A 15,656-nucleotide genomic window follows, 5' to 3' on the forward strand; every position below is an offset into this window, starting at 1 on the left:
AGGGCTCTCGGATAAGAGAATAAAGAGTCCTGGATGAGCGATCACAGCACCGAGACCGGCGTCGATGGTGGTTACATCGGCCGGTCCCAGACCCGTTTCGAGGATCAGGCCCTGCTGCGTGGCCTGGGCCGATACGCCGACGACCTGGCGACGCCGCCGGGCACCCTGCACGCCGCCGTCGTGCGCTCCCCCCATGCCCATGCCCGGGTGCTGTCCGTGGACGCCTCCGAAGCGCTCGCCCTCAAAGGCGTGCGCGCGGTGCTCACCGGCGAGGACGTGAAGCGCTGGGCCCATCCGTTTCCGGTGGGGGTGCGCGGCGCGCCCATGGAGCACTGGTGCCTGGCGGTGGACAAGGTGCGCTATGTGGGCGAGCCGGTGTGCGTGGTGATCGCCGAGGACCGCTACCGGGCGGAGGACGCCCTGGAGCTGGTGCGCGTGCAGTACGAGCCGCTGAAGCCGGTGATTGATCCGGAAAAAGCCGCCGCCGAGGACGCGCCGGTGCTGCACGAGGCGGTGGGCGGCAACGTGGTCAACGAGCGCCACTTCCGCTACGGCGATCCGGAAAAAGCCTTCGAGGAGGCGGCACACCGGGTGTCCATCAAGGTGCGCTTTCCGCGCAACTCCTGCACCCCCATCGAATGCTATGTGGTGGTGGGCCAGTATCAGCCGGCCACCGGCGTGTACGACATCCTCTCCAATTTTCAGGGCCCCTATGCGCTGCATTCGGTGATGGCGCGGGCGCTGAACGTGACCAGCAACCGGCTGCGGCTGCGCACGCCGCCGGATTCCGGTGGCAGCTTCGGCATCAAGCAGGGCGTGCTTACCTATGTGGTGCTGATGGGGCTGGCGGCGCGCAAGGCCGGCGCCCCGGTGAAATGGGTGGAAGACCGGCTTGAGCATCTGCAGGCCTCCTCCAGCGCCACCAACCGGGTGGCGGACATGGAGGCGGCGGTGGACGCGGACGGCCGCGTCACCGCCCTGCGCTACGACCAGATCGACGACTGCGGCGGCTATTTGCGCGCGCCGGAGCCGGCCACCTTCTATCGCATGCACGGCAACCTGACCGGCGCCTACGGCATCCGCAACCTGGCGGTGCGCAACCGGGTGGTGCTCACCAACAAACTGCCCAGCGGCCTGAACCGGGGCTTCGGCGGCGGCCAGATGTACTTCGCCCTGGAGCGCCTGATGCACCAGGTGGCCCGGCAGCTGAACCTGGACCCGCTGGAAGTGATGCGCCGCAACCTGGTGCCGGCGGACGCCTTCCCCTACCGCACCGCCTCCGGGGCGCTGCTGGATTCCGGCAACTACGCCGACACCGTGGACCTGGCCCTGCGCGATGGCGGCTATCAGGAACTGATTCAACGCCGCGACCGGGCCCGCGCCGAGGGCAAACTGTACGGCGTGGGCCTGTGCGCGGTGGTGGAGCCGTCGATCTCCAATATGGGCTACATCACCACCGCCCTGACGCCGGAACAGCGCCGCAAGGCGGGGCCGAAGAACGGCGCGGTGAGCACCGCCACCATCGGCATCGATCCGCTCGGCGGCATCACCGTGCACGTGTCCTCCACACCCCAGGGCCAGGGCCACCAGACCGTGGCCGCCCAGGTAGTGGCCGAGGTGCTGGGCGTGGACCCGGCCAGCATCCTGGTCAATGTGGAGCTGGACACCGGCAAGGACCCCTGGTCGATCGCCTCGGGCAACTATTCCAGCCGCTTCGCCGGCGCCGTGGCCGGCGCCGTGCACAAGGCGGCGCTGCAGGTGCGCGCGCGGCTGGCGAACATCGCGGCGACGATGTGGGAGGCCGACGCCGAGCGGGTGCGCTTCGCCGACGGCAAAGTTTTTATCGAGGACGGGCCGAGCCTGGGCTTCCATCGCGTCGCCGGCACCGCCCACTGGTCCCCCGCCCTGCTGCCGGACAATGAAAGCGGCGGCCTGCGCGAAACCGCGTTCTGGACGCCGCCGCAGCTGGAAGCGCCGGACGACGACGACCACATCAACAGCTCGCTGTGCCACGGCTTTATCTTCGATTACTGCGGCGTGGAGATCGACCGGGTCACCGGCGAGGTGCACATCGACCGCTACGTGACCTGCCACGACGCCGGCCGCCTGCTGAACCCGATGCTGGTGGACGGCCAGATCCGCGGCGGCTTCACCCAGGCCCTGGGCGTGGCGCTGATGGAAGAGTTCGCCTACGGCGAGGACGGCAGCTTCCTGTCCGGCACCCTGGCGGACTATCTACTGCCCACCGCCCCGGAAGCGGTGGAACCGCTGATCCTGCACACCGAAACGCCCTCCCCGTTCACCCCTCTGGGCGCCAAGGGCGTGGGCGAAGGCAACAACATGAGCACGCCGGTGTGCATCGCCAACGCGGTGGCCGACGCCCTGGGCCGCGACGACATTCAATTGCCGCTGACCCCGTCCCGGGTGCGCGGCCTGATCGGCATCGACGAGCCGCCGGCGCCGGAGGGGCTGGAGCCGTTGGCCGCGCCGCGCGCCGGCGGGCCTGCCCTGCAGGCGCGCGACTCGGTGGTGGTGCCGGCGTCGCCGCAAACCGTCTACGACACCGTGCTCGACCCGGAAACCCTGCGCGCCATCATTCCCGGCTGCCATGCCCTGGAGCTGGAAGGCGAAAACCAGTACCGCGCCGACGTCACCGTGGGCGTGGGCATGATCAAGGCGCGCTTCGCCGCCCGGGTCCGTCTCAGCGACCTGGACCCGCCCCACTCCCTGCGGCTGTCCGGCTCCGGCGATAGCGCCATGGGTTCCGCCTCCGGCAGCGCCCACGTGACACTGGTGGAACTGGACAACGGCCACACCCGCCTGGAGTACGTCTACGAAGTGGACGTGGGCGGCAAGATCGCGGCGGTGGGCGGCCGCATGCTGCAAAGCGCCTCGAAAATCATTATCGGCCAGGTGTTCAACCGGCTCGCCCAGCGCCTCACCGGCAAGCCGGTGGGCGGCGGCCTCTGGCAACGGCTGCGCGCGCTGATCGCGCGGCTGCTCGGCAAGGGAGACGCATCATGAAGGCGGCCTCATTCGACTACGTCCGCGCTTCCAGCAAAAAGGAAGTGCTGCAACTGCTGCATGAGCACGGCGAGGACGCCCGTGTGCTGGCCGGCGGCCAGTCCCTGATGGCCACGCTCAACATGCGCCTGACCCAGCCGAAGGTGGTGATCGACATCAACCGGGTGGACGAGCTGAACCGCATCCGCAACGAAAGCGGCCACCTGGCCGTGGGCGCGGCGGTGCGCCAGGTGCAGCTCACCGACCGCGCCGAGCTGGCCCGGGAGGTGCCGCTGCTGGCCCGGGCCCTGCCCTGGATCGGCCACTTTCAGACCCGCAATCGGGGCACCGTGTGCGGCTCCGTGGCCCACGCCGACCCCAGCGCGGAAATTCCGCTCTGCCTGGTAACCCTGGGCGGCACCGTGGTGCTGGAATCGCTCAAGGGCAAACGCCGGGAGGTGCCGGCGGCGGACTTCTTCCAGGGACTGCTGACCACCGACCGCAAACCCGGGGAGCTGATCAGCGAGGTGCGGTTCCCCCTGGCGGAGGACGGCACCGACTACCGCTTCCAGGAAATCGCCATGCGCCACGGCGACTTTGCCCTGGTGGCCCTGGCCCTGTGCCTGCGCGCCGACGGCGCCCACCTGGGCGTGGGCGGCGTGGCCGACCGGCCGGTGGCGCAAACGCTGCCGCTGGGCGACGACTTGCCCGACGCCCTCAACACCCTGGCCTGGTCGCTGGGCGCCCAGGACGACGTTCATGCCTCCGCGGCCTACCGGCGCCAGCTGGTCCGCGAACTGGGCCAGCGACTGATCGAGGAGCCTTCCCATGCACGCCCCCGCTGAACAGCGCACTGAGATCGAACTGGAACTGAACGGCGAAACCCGCCACGGACGCGCCGAGCCGCGCACCCAGCTGTGCGACTTCCTGCGCCACGACCTGGGCGCCACCGGCGTGCACGTGGGCTGCGAGCACGGCGTGTGCGGCGCCTGCACGGTGCTGGTGGATGGCGTCGCCTCGCGCTCCTGCCTGATGCTCGCGGTGCAGGCGGACGGACGCCGCATCGACACCGTGGAATCCCTGGCCCGCGACGACGTGATGAACGACCTGCAGCAGGCCTTCAGCCGTCATCACGCCCTGCAATGTGGCTTCTGCACCAGCGGCATTCTGATGTCCTGCGTGGAATTTCTGCAACGGGTGCCGGCCCCGGATGAAGCGCAGGTGCGCGACATGCTGTCCGGGCATCTGTGCCGTTGCACCGGCTACACCGGCATCGTGCGCGCGGTGCTGGAGGTGGCCCGCCAACGCCAAAGCGGCGAATCACAACAAAATGCTTCGGAGAAACCCTACGATGTTTGATCTTGGACGCAGCTTTCTGGCCGCCGTGGAACGTCGCCCCCGGGCGACGGCGATCAGCGACGGCCCGCAACGCCTCAGTTACGAGGCCTGGTTCGATGTCATTCAGCGCGCCGCCCGGGGGCTCGAGGATCTGGGACTCGCCAAAGGGGACCATCTGGTGGCGGCGATGCAGAACCGCTGGCAGATGGCCACGCTGCACTGGGCCTGTCAGTTCAGCGGCATCGTCATGACCCCGCTCAACTGGCGCTGCACCGCCGAGGATCTGGCCTGGACCCTGGAAAACGCGGACGCCCGCGCCCTGGCCCACGACGAATCGGTGCTGGAAGCGGTGCGCGCCATGGGCCGCCCGGCGGTGCCCTGCATCAGTGTCGGCGAAGCCGCGTTCCCCGAGGCCCTCGGCTTCGACGATCTGTGCGCCCGCGCGCCGGCCGGCACCCTACTGCGCGCCGGCCCGGAAGACTGGTCACTGATGCTGTACACCTCCGGCACCACCAGCCGGCCCAAGGGCGTGCCACGCCGGCACCGCGCCGAGCGCGCCGCCGCCCTCGCCCATGTGGCGCAGAACCTGTACAGCCAGGAAGAATGCACGCTGGGCGTGATGCCGCTGTACCACACCATGGGGGTGCGTTCGCTGCTGTCCATGGCGCTGCTGGACGGCCACTTCGTGTGCGTGCCGCGCTTCGACGTGGAGGCCACCCTGGACGCCATCGAGCGCGAGCGCATCAGCAACCTCTACCTGGTGCCGACGCTCTATCACATGCTCATCGAAGACCCGGCCTTCAGTGCCGAGCGGGTGGCCAGCGTGCGCAAGATCGGCTTCGCCGGGGCGCCCATGAGCGACGGCCTGATGCGCCGGGTGCAGGACGCCTTCCAGCCGGACCTGTTCGTCAACCACTACGGCAGTTCCGAGGTGTACACCTTCACCATCGATCAGGCCGCCAACCGCAAGCCCGGCTCCTCCGGCCGCAGCGCGCTCAACCAGCGCATCCGCGTGGTGCACCTGACCAGCGACTCCCCCGCCGAGGTGGCAGCGGCCGGCGAGGAAGGCCAGATCATCGCCGACCTGGCCAGCGACGAGGCGTTCGAGGGCTACTGGCGCCGTCCGGACGCGGACGCCAAATCGATCCGCGAAGGCTGGTACTTCACCGGCGACACCGGCTTCTTCGACGAGGACGGCGACCTGTTCGTCACCGGCCGGGTGGACGACCTGATCATCACCGGCGGCGAAAACGTGAGCCCGGCGGAGATCGAGAACGTGCTGTCCCTGCACCCCGCCGTGGAGGAAGTGGCGGTGGTGGGCCTGCCCGACGAGCAGTGGGGCAAGTTGATTACCGCCTTTATCAAGGTGCGGGAACCGATCACCGACGAGGTGCTCGACGCCCATTGCGTGAGCTCCGGGCTGGCCCGGTTCAAACGCCCGCGCCGCTACGAATTCATTGACCAGATTCCCAAATCCCCGGTGGGCAAGATCCTGCGCCGCGTACTGGTGGCCGACTACAGCGATCCGCAACCGGCGGAACAGCCCTGAATGACCCAGAAAAGGAAAAACACGATGAACGTGTCCGAGATTGAACAGTTTCTAAATACCGAGTTCGACGGCTTCAAGGTGGAACTGCGCACCGACCAGGAGCGTGGCGACATCATCCTGGGCCGCCCGCCCTACAACGTGATCGCCATGAGCCAGCGGGAATACCTGCGCCAGGTGTTCGAGGCGCTGGACGCCCATCCCGGCGTGCGCGTCATCGTGCTGCGCGCCGAGGGCCAGCATTTCTCCAGCGGCGGCGACATCCGCGGCTTTCTGGAAGCCTCCCCGGAGCACGTCTCCAAACTGGCCTGGAACGTGGCCGCCGCCGAGCGCTGCAGCAAGCCGGTGATCGTCGCCAACCGGGGCTACACCTTCGGCGTCGGCTTCGAGCTGTCGCTGGCCTGTGATTTCCGCATCGCCTCGGAAACCGCCCGCTACGCCCTGCCGGAACAGAACCTGGGGCAGATCCCCGGCTCCGGCGGCTCCGCGCGCCTGCAGAAAATGATCGGCATCACCCGCACCAAGCACATGGTGATGCGCGCCAAGCGGGTCAGCGGCGAACAGGCCCTGGCCTGGGGCTTCGTCACCGAATGCGTGCCGGACGACGAGCTGGAGAGCGCCACCGATGCCCTGGTGGAAGAACTGCGCCGGTTCTCGCCGCTGGCCCAGCGCACCGCCAAGAAGCTGATCAACGACAACGAGGACTCGCCGCTGAAGGTGGCCATCGAAATGGAAGGCCACTGTTACAGCCGCCTGCGCAGCTCCGCGGATTTCAAGGAAGGCGTGGAGGCGTTTCACGCCAAGCGTCCGGCGGTGTTCAAAGGCGAATAGGCCCGCGCCCCGCGCTCAACAGCGGCCCCGGCCGGTCTTCCCGGCCGGCCCGGGCCGCGCCCGGTGGCTAACAACATTCGGTTGATAACACCCGGTTGATAACAAAAACGGAGGCTTAGCATGCCCCACGAAGTGCCCGTCGATACCGGCGAGCGGAGCCGTCCGCCGCTGCGTGCCGCCTTCAACAGCCGCACCCTCAGCACCGGCGTGGTGGCCGCCCTGTTCGGCTGCACCGGTCCGGCGGTGATCGTCATGAACGCCGCCGAGGCCGGCCGGTTATCCAACGCCCAGACCGTCGCCTGGCTGTTCGGCATCTATGTGCTGGGCGGTCTGATCAGCCTGTTCTTCGCGTTGCGCTATCGTCTCCCGATCAGCGGCGCCTACACCATTCCCGGCGCCGCCATCCTGGCCGCTTCGCTGCAAATGATCCCCTTCAACGAAGCCGTGGGCGCCTTTATCGCCAGCGGGCTCCTGGTGCTGGCGCTGGGCTTCAGCGGCCTGATCGGCCGTCTGGCGCACTGGCTGCCGGTGCCCATCGTCATGGCGATGATCGCCGGCGCCCTGTTCCGCTTCGCCACCGGCGCGGTGGACTCGGTGGTGGCGGCGCCCTGGGTGGCCGGCATCGCCGCCCTGGCCTTCTTCCTCACCGGCCGCCTGACGCGCGCGGTGCCGCCGGTGTTGGTGGCCGGCGTGGTGGGTCTGGGCATGGCGCTGTGGCTCGGCGAGCTGCAAACCGCCCAGGTGTCCCTGGAACTGGTGATGCCGGCCTTCACCGCGCCGGCGTTTTCCTGGCAGGCGTTCTTCGCCATTTCGGTGCCGCTCACCGCCCTGGTGATCGGCGCCGAGAACGCCCAGGCCATCGGCGTGCTGATGGCCGAGGGCTACCGCCCGCCGGTCAACGCCATGACCATCGCCAGCGGCGTCGGCGGCCTGCTGGCCGGCCTGTGCGGGGGCCATAACGCCAATATAGCCGGCCCCATGACCGCCATCTGTTCCTCGGACCAGGCCGGCGAGGACCGCCGCCTGCGCTACGGCGCCTCGGTGGTCAACGGGGTGCTGTTCATCTTGTTCGGCCTGTTCGCGGGCTTCGCGGTACCCTTTATTCTGGCCCTGCCCAAGGCGCTGATCATGGTGATCGCCGGCCTGGCCATGATCGGCGTGCTGCTGGGCGCCTTTCAGCAGGCGTTTCGCAAGAACGGTCCCTGCCAGGTGGGCGCCTTCGTGGCGCTGACCGTGGCAATGAGCAAGTTTTCCCTGCTCGGGATCAGTTCGCCCTTCTGGGCGTTGCTGCTGGGCGTGGCCACCTCCGCCCTGCTCGGTGAACTCGGCGCCGCCCGGCGCCAGGAGGCACAGGCATGAAAAAGTACTGCAACCCGGCCAGCGTGGTGGCGCTGCTGTGGGCCCTGTTCCAGATCTGGATGGTCTACGGCTCGCCGCTGGAGTTGATCGTGGCGGTGCCCATCCACGTGATGTTCGGCGTCATGCTCACCTTCATCACCCATCCGCTGATCGCGCCGCCGGAAGGCGGCCCGCGACACTTCGGCGTCAGCCGCGCCAGTGACTACCTGCTGGTGGCGGTGGCCGCCGCCATCGCCGTGCATTACTACCTGAACGGCGAAACCCTGATCACCCGCATCGCCATGGTCGATCTGCCCACCACCTTCGACCTGGTGGTGGGCGTGGTCACCATCGCCCTGGTGGTGGAGGCGGTGCGCCGTTCCCTGGGCATGGGCCTGACCACCGTGATCCTGGTGTTCCTGGTCTATCAGTTCTGCGGCCCGCTGCTGCGCGAGGTGCCGCTGCTGCGTATCATCGGCCACGACGGCCAGCCCAGCCGCATGTTCTTCGAGACCTTTATCGATCTGCAGACCATGCAGAATGAGGGCGTGTTCGGCATTCCCAGCATCGTCTCCTACGGCCAGGTGTTCTATTTCCTGCTGTTCGGCGCTTTCCTGCAACTGTTCGGCGGCGGCCAGCTGTTCATGGATCTGTCCATGCTGCTGGTGGGCCGCCTGCGCGGCGGCATGGCCAAGGTGTCCATCGTTTCCTCCACCCTGTTCGGCGCGGTCAGCGGCAGCGCCACCGCCAACGCGGCGGTGATGGGCATGTTCACCATTCCCGCCATGAAGCGCTCCGGGATGCGCGCCGAGCAGGCCGCCGCGGTGGAGGCCACCTCCTCCACCGGCGGGCAACTGATGCCGCCGGTAATGGGCGCCGCCGCCTTCCTGATCGCCCAGTTCATGGGCATCCCCTACGCCGAGGTGGCACTGGCGGCGATCATTCCGGCGCTGCTGTTCTATCTGGCGCTGTACTTCGTGGTCGATCTGCTGGCCCGCCGCAATAATCTGAGCGGCCTGACCAAGGCGGAGCTGGAGACCGACTGGGGCAGCGTGCTCAAGCGGCTCTATCTGCTGATCCCGGTGTGCGTGCTGGTCTACCAGATCATGGCCGGCCGCGCGCTCAGCTCCGCCACCCTGGAAGCGGTCTGGCTGACCGTATTCCTGGGCCTGTTCACCCGCTGCTGGGACGGCGTGCGCGAGCACGGCCTGGCCGGCCTGGCCGGCGCCGTCCGCTCGGTGGTGGGCGACTCGGTGCAGGCGCTGGACTCTGGCGCGCGCAGCGCCATCGCCGTGGCCATCCCCTGTGCCGGCGCCGGCATCGTGGTGGGCATCGCGTCCAGCACCAACCTGGGCCTGACCTTCGGCACCTTCGTCACCACCCTGTCCGGCGGCCAGATGATCCCGGCGCTGCTGCTGGTGATGGTCATGGTGATCGTGATGGGCATGGGCATGCCCACCACCGCCGCCTACATCATGGGCGCCATCCTGGCCATTCCGGCGCTGGACAAACTGGGCGTGCCGCAGCTGTCCTCGCACTTTTTCGTGCTGTACTTCGCCGCCCTGTCGATGGTGACGCCACCGGTGGCGCTGGCCGCCTTCGTGGCCGGGGGCATCGCCAAGGCGGACGTCTGGAAAACCGGCTGGGCCGCGTTCCGCTACAGCCTGGCCGGCTTCCTGGTGGCCTTCGCGTTCGCCTTCAGCCCGGCGCTGCTGCTGCAGGGCGAGTGGATCAAGATCGCCACCGCCACGGTCACCGCCGCCATCGGCTGCTATGCGCTGGCCGGTTGCGTGGCCGGCTTCCTGCGCACCCGCAATTCAAGACTGGAGTCGGTGCTGCTGCTGGCCGCCGCGGTACTGCTGATCACGCCCAAGCTGGCCGTTTCGCTGGTCGGCCTGGTGCTGCTCGCGGCGGTGCTGGGCGCCCAGATTTGGCGCCGGCGCGCGGGCGACACCGCGTCCATCTCCACCGCACAAGAATAACGGTCGACCTTACTTTTCATTATCAGGAGAACAAAAAATGCCACATCTCAGCGTACGCTCTCTCGGCCTCGCCCTGTTCGCGGTCCTGCTCGCCCTCACCGGCGCGGCGCGGGCCGCCGACCCGGTCAAGGTCAAGTTCGCCGCCGGCCCCACCGGCACCACCTGGTACGCCTACGCCGGCGCCCTGCGCACGGAAATGCTCAACGGTCTGCCGCAGGGTTCCACCGTGGACATTCTCGGCACGCCGATGGCCATCGCCAATACCAAGCTGCTCACCGCCAAACGCACCGACGTGGCGCTGATCTTCCCGCCGGTGGCGTCCTGGGCGGAGCGCGGCTTCGGCCCGTTCGAAAAGAAAATCGACAACATCCGTGGCCTGGTGGGCGGCCTGGATCAGTACTACCAGCGCGTTACCGTGCAGAAGAACAGCGACATCAAAAGCCTCGCCGACATCAAGAAAGGCAAGCTGGCGGTGCGCATCGGCACCGGCCCCCAGGGCAGCCTCAATGAGTACATCGCGCGTTTGATCCTGGCCGCCAACGACCTCAGCTACGAGGACATCGAAGCCTTCGGTGGCAGCGTCAGCCGCTCCAGCCTGAGCATCCTTCAGGACCAGTTCGGCGACGGTAAACTGGACATGATCATCGGCATCACCACCGCCGGTCATCCCAACACCTCGCAACTGTCGATCACTCCCGGGCAGCGCTTCCTGAGCCTCAGCGACGACGCCATCGCCTACCTGGAAAAATACGGCTTCACCCCGGCCACCATGCCGGCGGACCTGTTCGAAGGACAGAGCGAACCGGTCAAGGGCGTGGGCTTCAGCACCTCCATCTACGCCAACGCGGACATGCCCGAAGAGGAAGCCTACCGGATCACCAAGGCGATCATGGAAGGCCGTGAGAGCGTGCAGCGCTCGTTCGGCTCCATGTCCGGCTGGACCGTGGACGGTTCCGCCGCCAATGAAAACCTGGCGGCACCGCTGCACCCCGGCGCCAAAAAGTACTACCAGGAAGCGGCGCAAGCACAATGACCACCGCCAGCGCGCAAGGCCGCACCGGCGGCCAGGTGATCGTCGACCTGCTGCGCCGCAACGGCGTGGACCGGGTGTTCACGGTGCCCGGCGAAAGCTTTCTGCCGGTGCTGGACGCGCTCCACGATGCCCCGGACATTGCATTGGTGGTGTGCCGTCAGGAGGGCGGCGCCACCATGATGGCCGAGGCCCATGCCAAGCTCACCGGCCGCCCCGGGGTGTGCTTCGTGACCCGCGGGCCGGGCAGCGCCAACGCCCTGGCCGGCCTGCACGTGGCGTCCCAGGACTCGACCCCGCTGCTGGTGTTCGTCGGCCAGGTGCCGAGCGGTTTTCAGGAACGGGAAGCCTGGCAGGAAGTGGACGTGCAGGCGCTGTTCGGCTCGGTGGCGAAGTGGGCCATCGATCTGCAGCACAGCGCGCGGCTGCCGGAGTATCTGGGTCGCGCCTTCGCCACCGCCCGCTCCGGCCGCCAGGGGCCGGTGGTGATCGGGCTGGCCGAGGATCTGCTCTATGAATCGGTGACGGCGGTGGATACCGCCGCCGTCACCCCGGCGCAAAGCTATCCGGCGGTGCGCGACGTGCGCGCCCTGGAGCGCCGCCTGGCGGCGGCGCGCCGTCCGCTGGCGGTGTTCGGCGGCTCCGGCTGGGACAGCGAAAGCCACGACAAACTGCGCCGCTTCGCGGAGGCCCACGGCGTGCCGGTGGTCACCGGCTTCCGGCGCCAGGACCGCTTCGACAACAGCCACCGGCTGTACGCCGGTGACGCCGGGCTCGGCATGAACCCGGCGCTGGCGGCATTGATCGAGGAAGCGGATCTGATCCTGGCGGTGGGCACCCGGCTCGGCGACATCACCACCCGCCACTATCAACTGCTGGAGGTGCCCCGGCCCCACCAGCAACTGATCCATGTGCACCCGCAACCGGAAGAGCTGGGGCGGGTTTATCACACCGATCTGGCGATCTGCGCCGGCGTGCGCGGCTTCGCCGAAACCGTCGCCCTGCGCGCCGACCGGCCGCTGGACGACAAACGCCGCGCCTGGCTGGAACGGGCCGGCCAGGTGTACCGGGACTGGGCAACGCCCACCGAATCCCCCGGCCCCATGCAGCTGGCCCGGGTGGTGCAATGGCTCGGCCAGCGGCTGCCGCCGGAGGCGGTGGTCAGCAACGGCGCCGGCAACTACACCCTCTGGGTGCATCGCTTCTACCCGTTCCGCGCCCTGGGCAGCGCCCTGGCGCCCACCTCCGGCTCCATGGGCTACGGTCTGCCGGCGGCGATCGCCGCCAAGCTCGCCGATCGGCAACGGCCGGCGGTGTGTTTCGCCGGCGACGGCTGTTTTCTGATGACCTGTCAGGAACTGGCCACCGCCGTGCAATACGGCGCCAACGTCATCGTCATCGTGGTCAACAACGGCTCCTACGGCTCCATCCGCATGCACCAGGAACGGCAGTATCCGGGCCGGCGCTACGGCACCGACCTGGTCAACCCGGATCTGATCGGCCTGGCGAAGTCCTTCGGTGCGGACGCGGAGCGTGTGGAAGACAGCGAGGGTTTTCCTGCGGTGTTTGAACGGGCCCTGGAGGCGGATCGCCCGTTTCTGATCGAGCTGACCATCGACCCGTCAATTCTCAAACCCTGAGCCGGTGGTGATCGCGGCCTCAGCCGCGATCCGCCACTTGCACCGGGATCACTCCCCCGCCGGTGCGCCCCGCTCCGGTCGAGGCTGCTTCTGAGCATCCAGTTTTTCCTGAACCTCCGGCTTGCGGGCGGCATCGGACTGGCCGTTGAACAGGGTGCCGATCACGCCCTTGTTCAGATCGCTGGTGCCGAACAGGGCGTCGCAGAGCGGAAACGTCAGGTTGAAATTGTGGGTGTGCATGAAGTCCGGATTGTGGTGCAGCACGTGCATGCGCCGCACCGTGTTCACCAGCGGCAGGCGATCCAGAATCGGATGTTCCAGGTGGGAGAGGGTGTGCAGACCCTCGTACATCAGGAAGTACGCGGCCATGGTCAGCACCGCGATGTAGCCGGCGTTGGCGGACCACAGCATGCCCAGCAGCAGCGCCGGGGGCACCGCGGCGCCGACGAACAGCACCGGCGCGAACGGGGGAAACAGCAGCGCCCGCCAGTCGCGCTGGCCGTGGTAGTCCAGGGTCCGGTGGGAAAAGAACTGGTGGTGGGTGGCCACGTGGCGCTTGTAGGCGGACTTCAGCAGACTGCGCGGGCTGTGCAGCAGGTAACGGTGCCCGGCCCATTCCGCCCAGTTGCCGAACACCAGCATGGGCACCACCACGAACAGCCATTCCGACCAGCTTGTGTCGTGCAGTCGGGTGGCGCAAAACAGAATCACGCCGAAGGTGAAAATCAGGGTGAACGCCAGATGCATTTCACCCCGGTACCAGGCAGGCGTGGACGCCCGATACTGCTCGCGAAAAGCGTGCGACTTTTCGACGATGACTTCTTCTCTACTGGGTTTCATGGTCCTCTCCCATACTACTTTGTTGGAATGTTTATTGATGACGGAGGTGTGGGGTGCCGGGCGAGCCCGGCGAGGCTCAGTGCATCACCGAGCCACCGTCCACCACCACGGTCTCGCCGGTCATGAAGGCGCTGTCATCGGACGCCAGAAACAGCAGCGGCCCGATCAGATCGTCCGGCATCTGGTCGCGCTTGAGGGCGCGGCTGGCCAGGACCGGCGCGGTGAGTGTGTCGCGCATGGCTTCGTTGGCGATCACGCCTTCGCTGAGCACCAGCCCGGGGGCCAGCGTATTCACGGCGATGCCGAATTCCCCGAGCTCCCGGGCCAGGCCCCGGGTCAGGGTCAGGATGGCGCCCTTGGAGGTAACGTAATGCAGCAGGCCCGGGGTGCCCTTGAACGGCGTGCCGGAGGAAATATTGATGATGCGGCCGTAATTCCGCGCCTTCATCATCGGCGCCACCGCGCGGGCACAGACAAAGGGGCCGCGCACGTTCACCGCCATCACCTTGTCCCACTCGTCCAGATCGATCTGGTCGAACGGACGCATTTGCAGGGAGGCATAGATGGCGGCGTTATTGACCAGCACGTCGATGCGGCCGAACCGTTCCTGGACGGTTTCCGCCATGGCCCGGGCCTGGTCCTGGTCGGTGACGTCGGTCTTGATGTACAGGGCCCGTTGCCCGCCGGCCTCGATCTCAGCGGCCACGGCGCTGCCGTCGAGCACGTCGGCGATGGCCACGTCGGCGCCTTCCGCCGCCAGCGCCCGGGCGTAGGTGGCGCCGATACCCTGGGCGCCACCGGTGACGATGACGACTTTATTCTTCATGCGATTCATAACAGTTCTCCTTATAGGAAGGCGGTGACCAGATCGGGCATCCAGGTGATCAGCAACAACACCAGCACCGTCACCAGCAGGAACGGCAGCAGCGCCTTGATGATGTCGCCCGGTTTGCAACCGGTGACCCGGGACGCCACATACAGGGCGGCGCCCACCGGCGGCGTCAGCAGCCCCAGGGTCAGGTTGATGCACATCAGCACGCCCAGGTGATAGGGATTGATGCCGTACACGGATTGCGCCACCGGCAGCACGATGGGCACCAGCAGGATCAGGGCGGCGATGCCGTCCAGCACCATGCCGACCATCAGCAACAGGCCCATCAATAGCAGCAGATAAACAAACGGGTCGGAGGTCATGCTTTGCATCAGCTCGCCCAGCCGCTGGGGCAGCTGTTCGTAGATGATCACCCAGCCGAACACCGCCGCCGCCGCCACCAGGGCCAGCACCACGCCGCTGTTGATGGCCACGCGCAGCAGCATGTCGCCCATGCGGTCGGTCTTCATCTCGCCGTGGGCGAAGCGGCCCACCAGCACCGCCATGGCGGCGCCCACGGCGGCCGCCTCGGTGGGGGTGGCCAGGCCACCGACGATGCTGCCGATCATCACCACCGGCACGCTCAGCGACGGGATACTGGCCACCACGTTGCGCAGTGCCTGACGCGGGGTCAGCCGCTCGTTCTTCGGGTATTCATGAATAAAGCCGAGCACGGCGATGACCAGAATGAAGCCCACCGCCATCAGCAGGCCGGGGACGATGCCGGCCACGAACAGATCACCGATGGAGATCTGCGCCAGCACGCCGAAGATCACGAACAGCATGGACGGCGGGATCACCGGCGCCAGCAAGGCACCGGCGGCGGTGGTGGCGGTGGCGAAACTGCGGTCGTACCCCTTGCGGTGCATTTCCGGCACCATCACCTGGGACATCACCGCCACCTGGGCGTTGGCGGAGCCGACGATGGACGCCAGCATCATGTTCGCCAGGATATTGATATAGGCGAGCCCGCCGCGGATGGAGCCCAGGAATACCGAGGCGAAGGCCACCAGTCGACGGGTCAGCCCGCCTTCGTTCATCAGCTCGCCGACCAGCATGAACAGCGGAATGGCCAGCAGGCCGTACTGACTGAGCCCGCCGAAAAACTGCTGCGGGTAGGACAGGAACAGCACCGCGTTGTCACTGCTGACGATGTAGGCCATGGCACTGACCGCCAGCACCAGCGCGATGGGCACGCCGATAAAAAGCAGAACGAGAAAAATAACGGCTACCATGG

Annotated in this window: 12 protein-coding genes; 9 read left to right on the top strand and 3 right to left on the bottom strand. The window is 67.6% G+C overall.

Annotated elements, in window-relative coordinates:
- Nucleotides 1-33: 33 nt before the first annotated feature.
- From IM760_RS07365 to IM760_RS07405, 9 genes are all read left to right on the top strand, one after another.
- Nucleotides 34-3,024, top strand: coding sequence for a xanthine dehydrogenase family protein molybdopterin-binding subunit (locus tag IM760_RS07365; RefSeq protein ID WP_204427979.1), 2,991 nt, complete (start codon nt 34-36; stop codon nt 3,022-3,024).
- On the top strand, nt 3,021-3,848 hold the full coding sequence (locus IM760_RS07370; protein ID WP_204427980.1) for an FAD binding domain-containing protein: 828 nt from the start codon (nt 3,021-3,023) through the stop codon (nt 3,846-3,848). Before IM760_RS07365 ends, IM760_RS07370 begins: the two co-directional genes overlap by 4 nt.
- Nucleotides 3,832-4,362: a (2Fe-2S)-binding protein gene (locus IM760_RS07375; RefSeq protein ID WP_204427982.1), complete on the top strand. Its 531-nt coding sequence runs from the start codon at nt 3,832-3,834 to the stop codon at nt 4,360-4,362. The genes IM760_RS07370 and IM760_RS07375 overlap by 17 nt, the downstream gene beginning before the upstream one ends.
- On the top strand, nt 4,355-5,890 hold the full coding sequence (locus IM760_RS07380; RefSeq protein ID WP_204427984.1) for an AMP-binding protein: 1,536 nt from the start codon (nt 4,355-4,357) through the stop codon (nt 5,888-5,890). Before IM760_RS07375 ends, IM760_RS07380 begins: the two co-directional genes overlap by 8 nt.
- Before the next feature lie 24 nt (nt 5,891-5,914).
- Nucleotides 5,915-6,718, top strand: a complete 804-nt coding sequence (locus IM760_RS07385) for an enoyl-CoA hydratase/isomerase family protein (RefSeq protein ID WP_204427986.1) — start codon at nt 5,915-5,917, stop codon at nt 6,716-6,718.
- 120 nt (nt 6,719-6,838) lie between these two features.
- Nucleotides 6,839-8,077, top strand: a complete 1,239-nt coding sequence (locus tag IM760_RS07390; protein ID WP_204427988.1) for a benzoate/H(+) symporter BenE family transporter — start codon at nt 6,839-6,841, stop codon at nt 8,075-8,077.
- Nucleotides 8,074-10,038 (top strand): TRAP transporter permease, encoded by a 1,965-nt coding sequence (locus IM760_RS07395; protein ID WP_204427990.1) that lies wholly within the window; start codon nt 8,074-8,076, stop codon nt 10,036-10,038. Before IM760_RS07390 ends, IM760_RS07395 begins: the two co-directional genes overlap by 4 nt.
- A 37-nt stretch (nt 10,039-10,075) precedes the next feature.
- Complete coding sequence (locus tag IM760_RS07400; protein ID WP_204427992.1) at nt 10,076-11,071, top strand: TAXI family TRAP transporter solute-binding subunit; 996 nt, start codon at nt 10,076-10,078, stop codon at nt 11,069-11,071.
- The gene (locus IM760_RS07405) at nt 11,068-12,708 is read left to right on the top strand and encodes a thiamine pyrophosphate-binding protein (protein ID WP_204427994.1); all 1,641 of its coding nucleotides are present in this window, start codon (nt 11,068-11,070) and stop codon (nt 12,706-12,708) included. Before IM760_RS07400 ends, IM760_RS07405 begins: the two co-directional genes overlap by 4 nt.
- A gap of 48 nt (nt 12,709-12,756) precedes the next feature.
- Here the strand turns inward: IM760_RS07405 and IM760_RS07410 are convergent, their stop codons facing one another.
- The 3 genes from IM760_RS07410 to IM760_RS07420 all read right to left on the bottom strand — a co-directional run bounded on the left by IM760_RS07410 (nt 12,757) and on the right by IM760_RS07420 (nt 15,654).
- The gene (locus IM760_RS07410; protein WP_204427996.1) at nt 12,757-13,548 is read right to left on the bottom strand and encodes a sterol desaturase family protein; all 792 of its coding nucleotides are present in this window, start codon (nt 13,546-13,548) and stop codon (nt 12,757-12,759) included.
- A gap of 76 nt (nt 13,549-13,624) precedes the next feature.
- Nucleotides 13,625-14,383, bottom strand: coding sequence for an SDR family NAD(P)-dependent oxidoreductase (locus IM760_RS07415; protein ID WP_194295815.1), 759 nt, complete (start codon nt 14,381-14,383; stop codon nt 13,625-13,627).
- Between the two features lie 11 nt (nt 14,384-14,394).
- Nucleotides 14,395-15,654: a TRAP transporter large permease gene (locus tag IM760_RS07420; protein ID WP_204427998.1), complete on the bottom strand. Its 1,260-nt coding sequence runs from the start codon at nt 15,652-15,654 to the stop codon at nt 14,395-14,397.
- Between the last annotated feature and the right edge of the window lie 2 nt (nt 15,655-15,656).

Source organism: Alloalcanivorax marinus (assembly GCF_016906305.1).
Taxonomy (GTDB): Bacteria; Pseudomonadota; Gammaproteobacteria; order Pseudomonadales; family Alcanivoracaceae; genus Alloalcanivorax; species Alloalcanivorax marinus.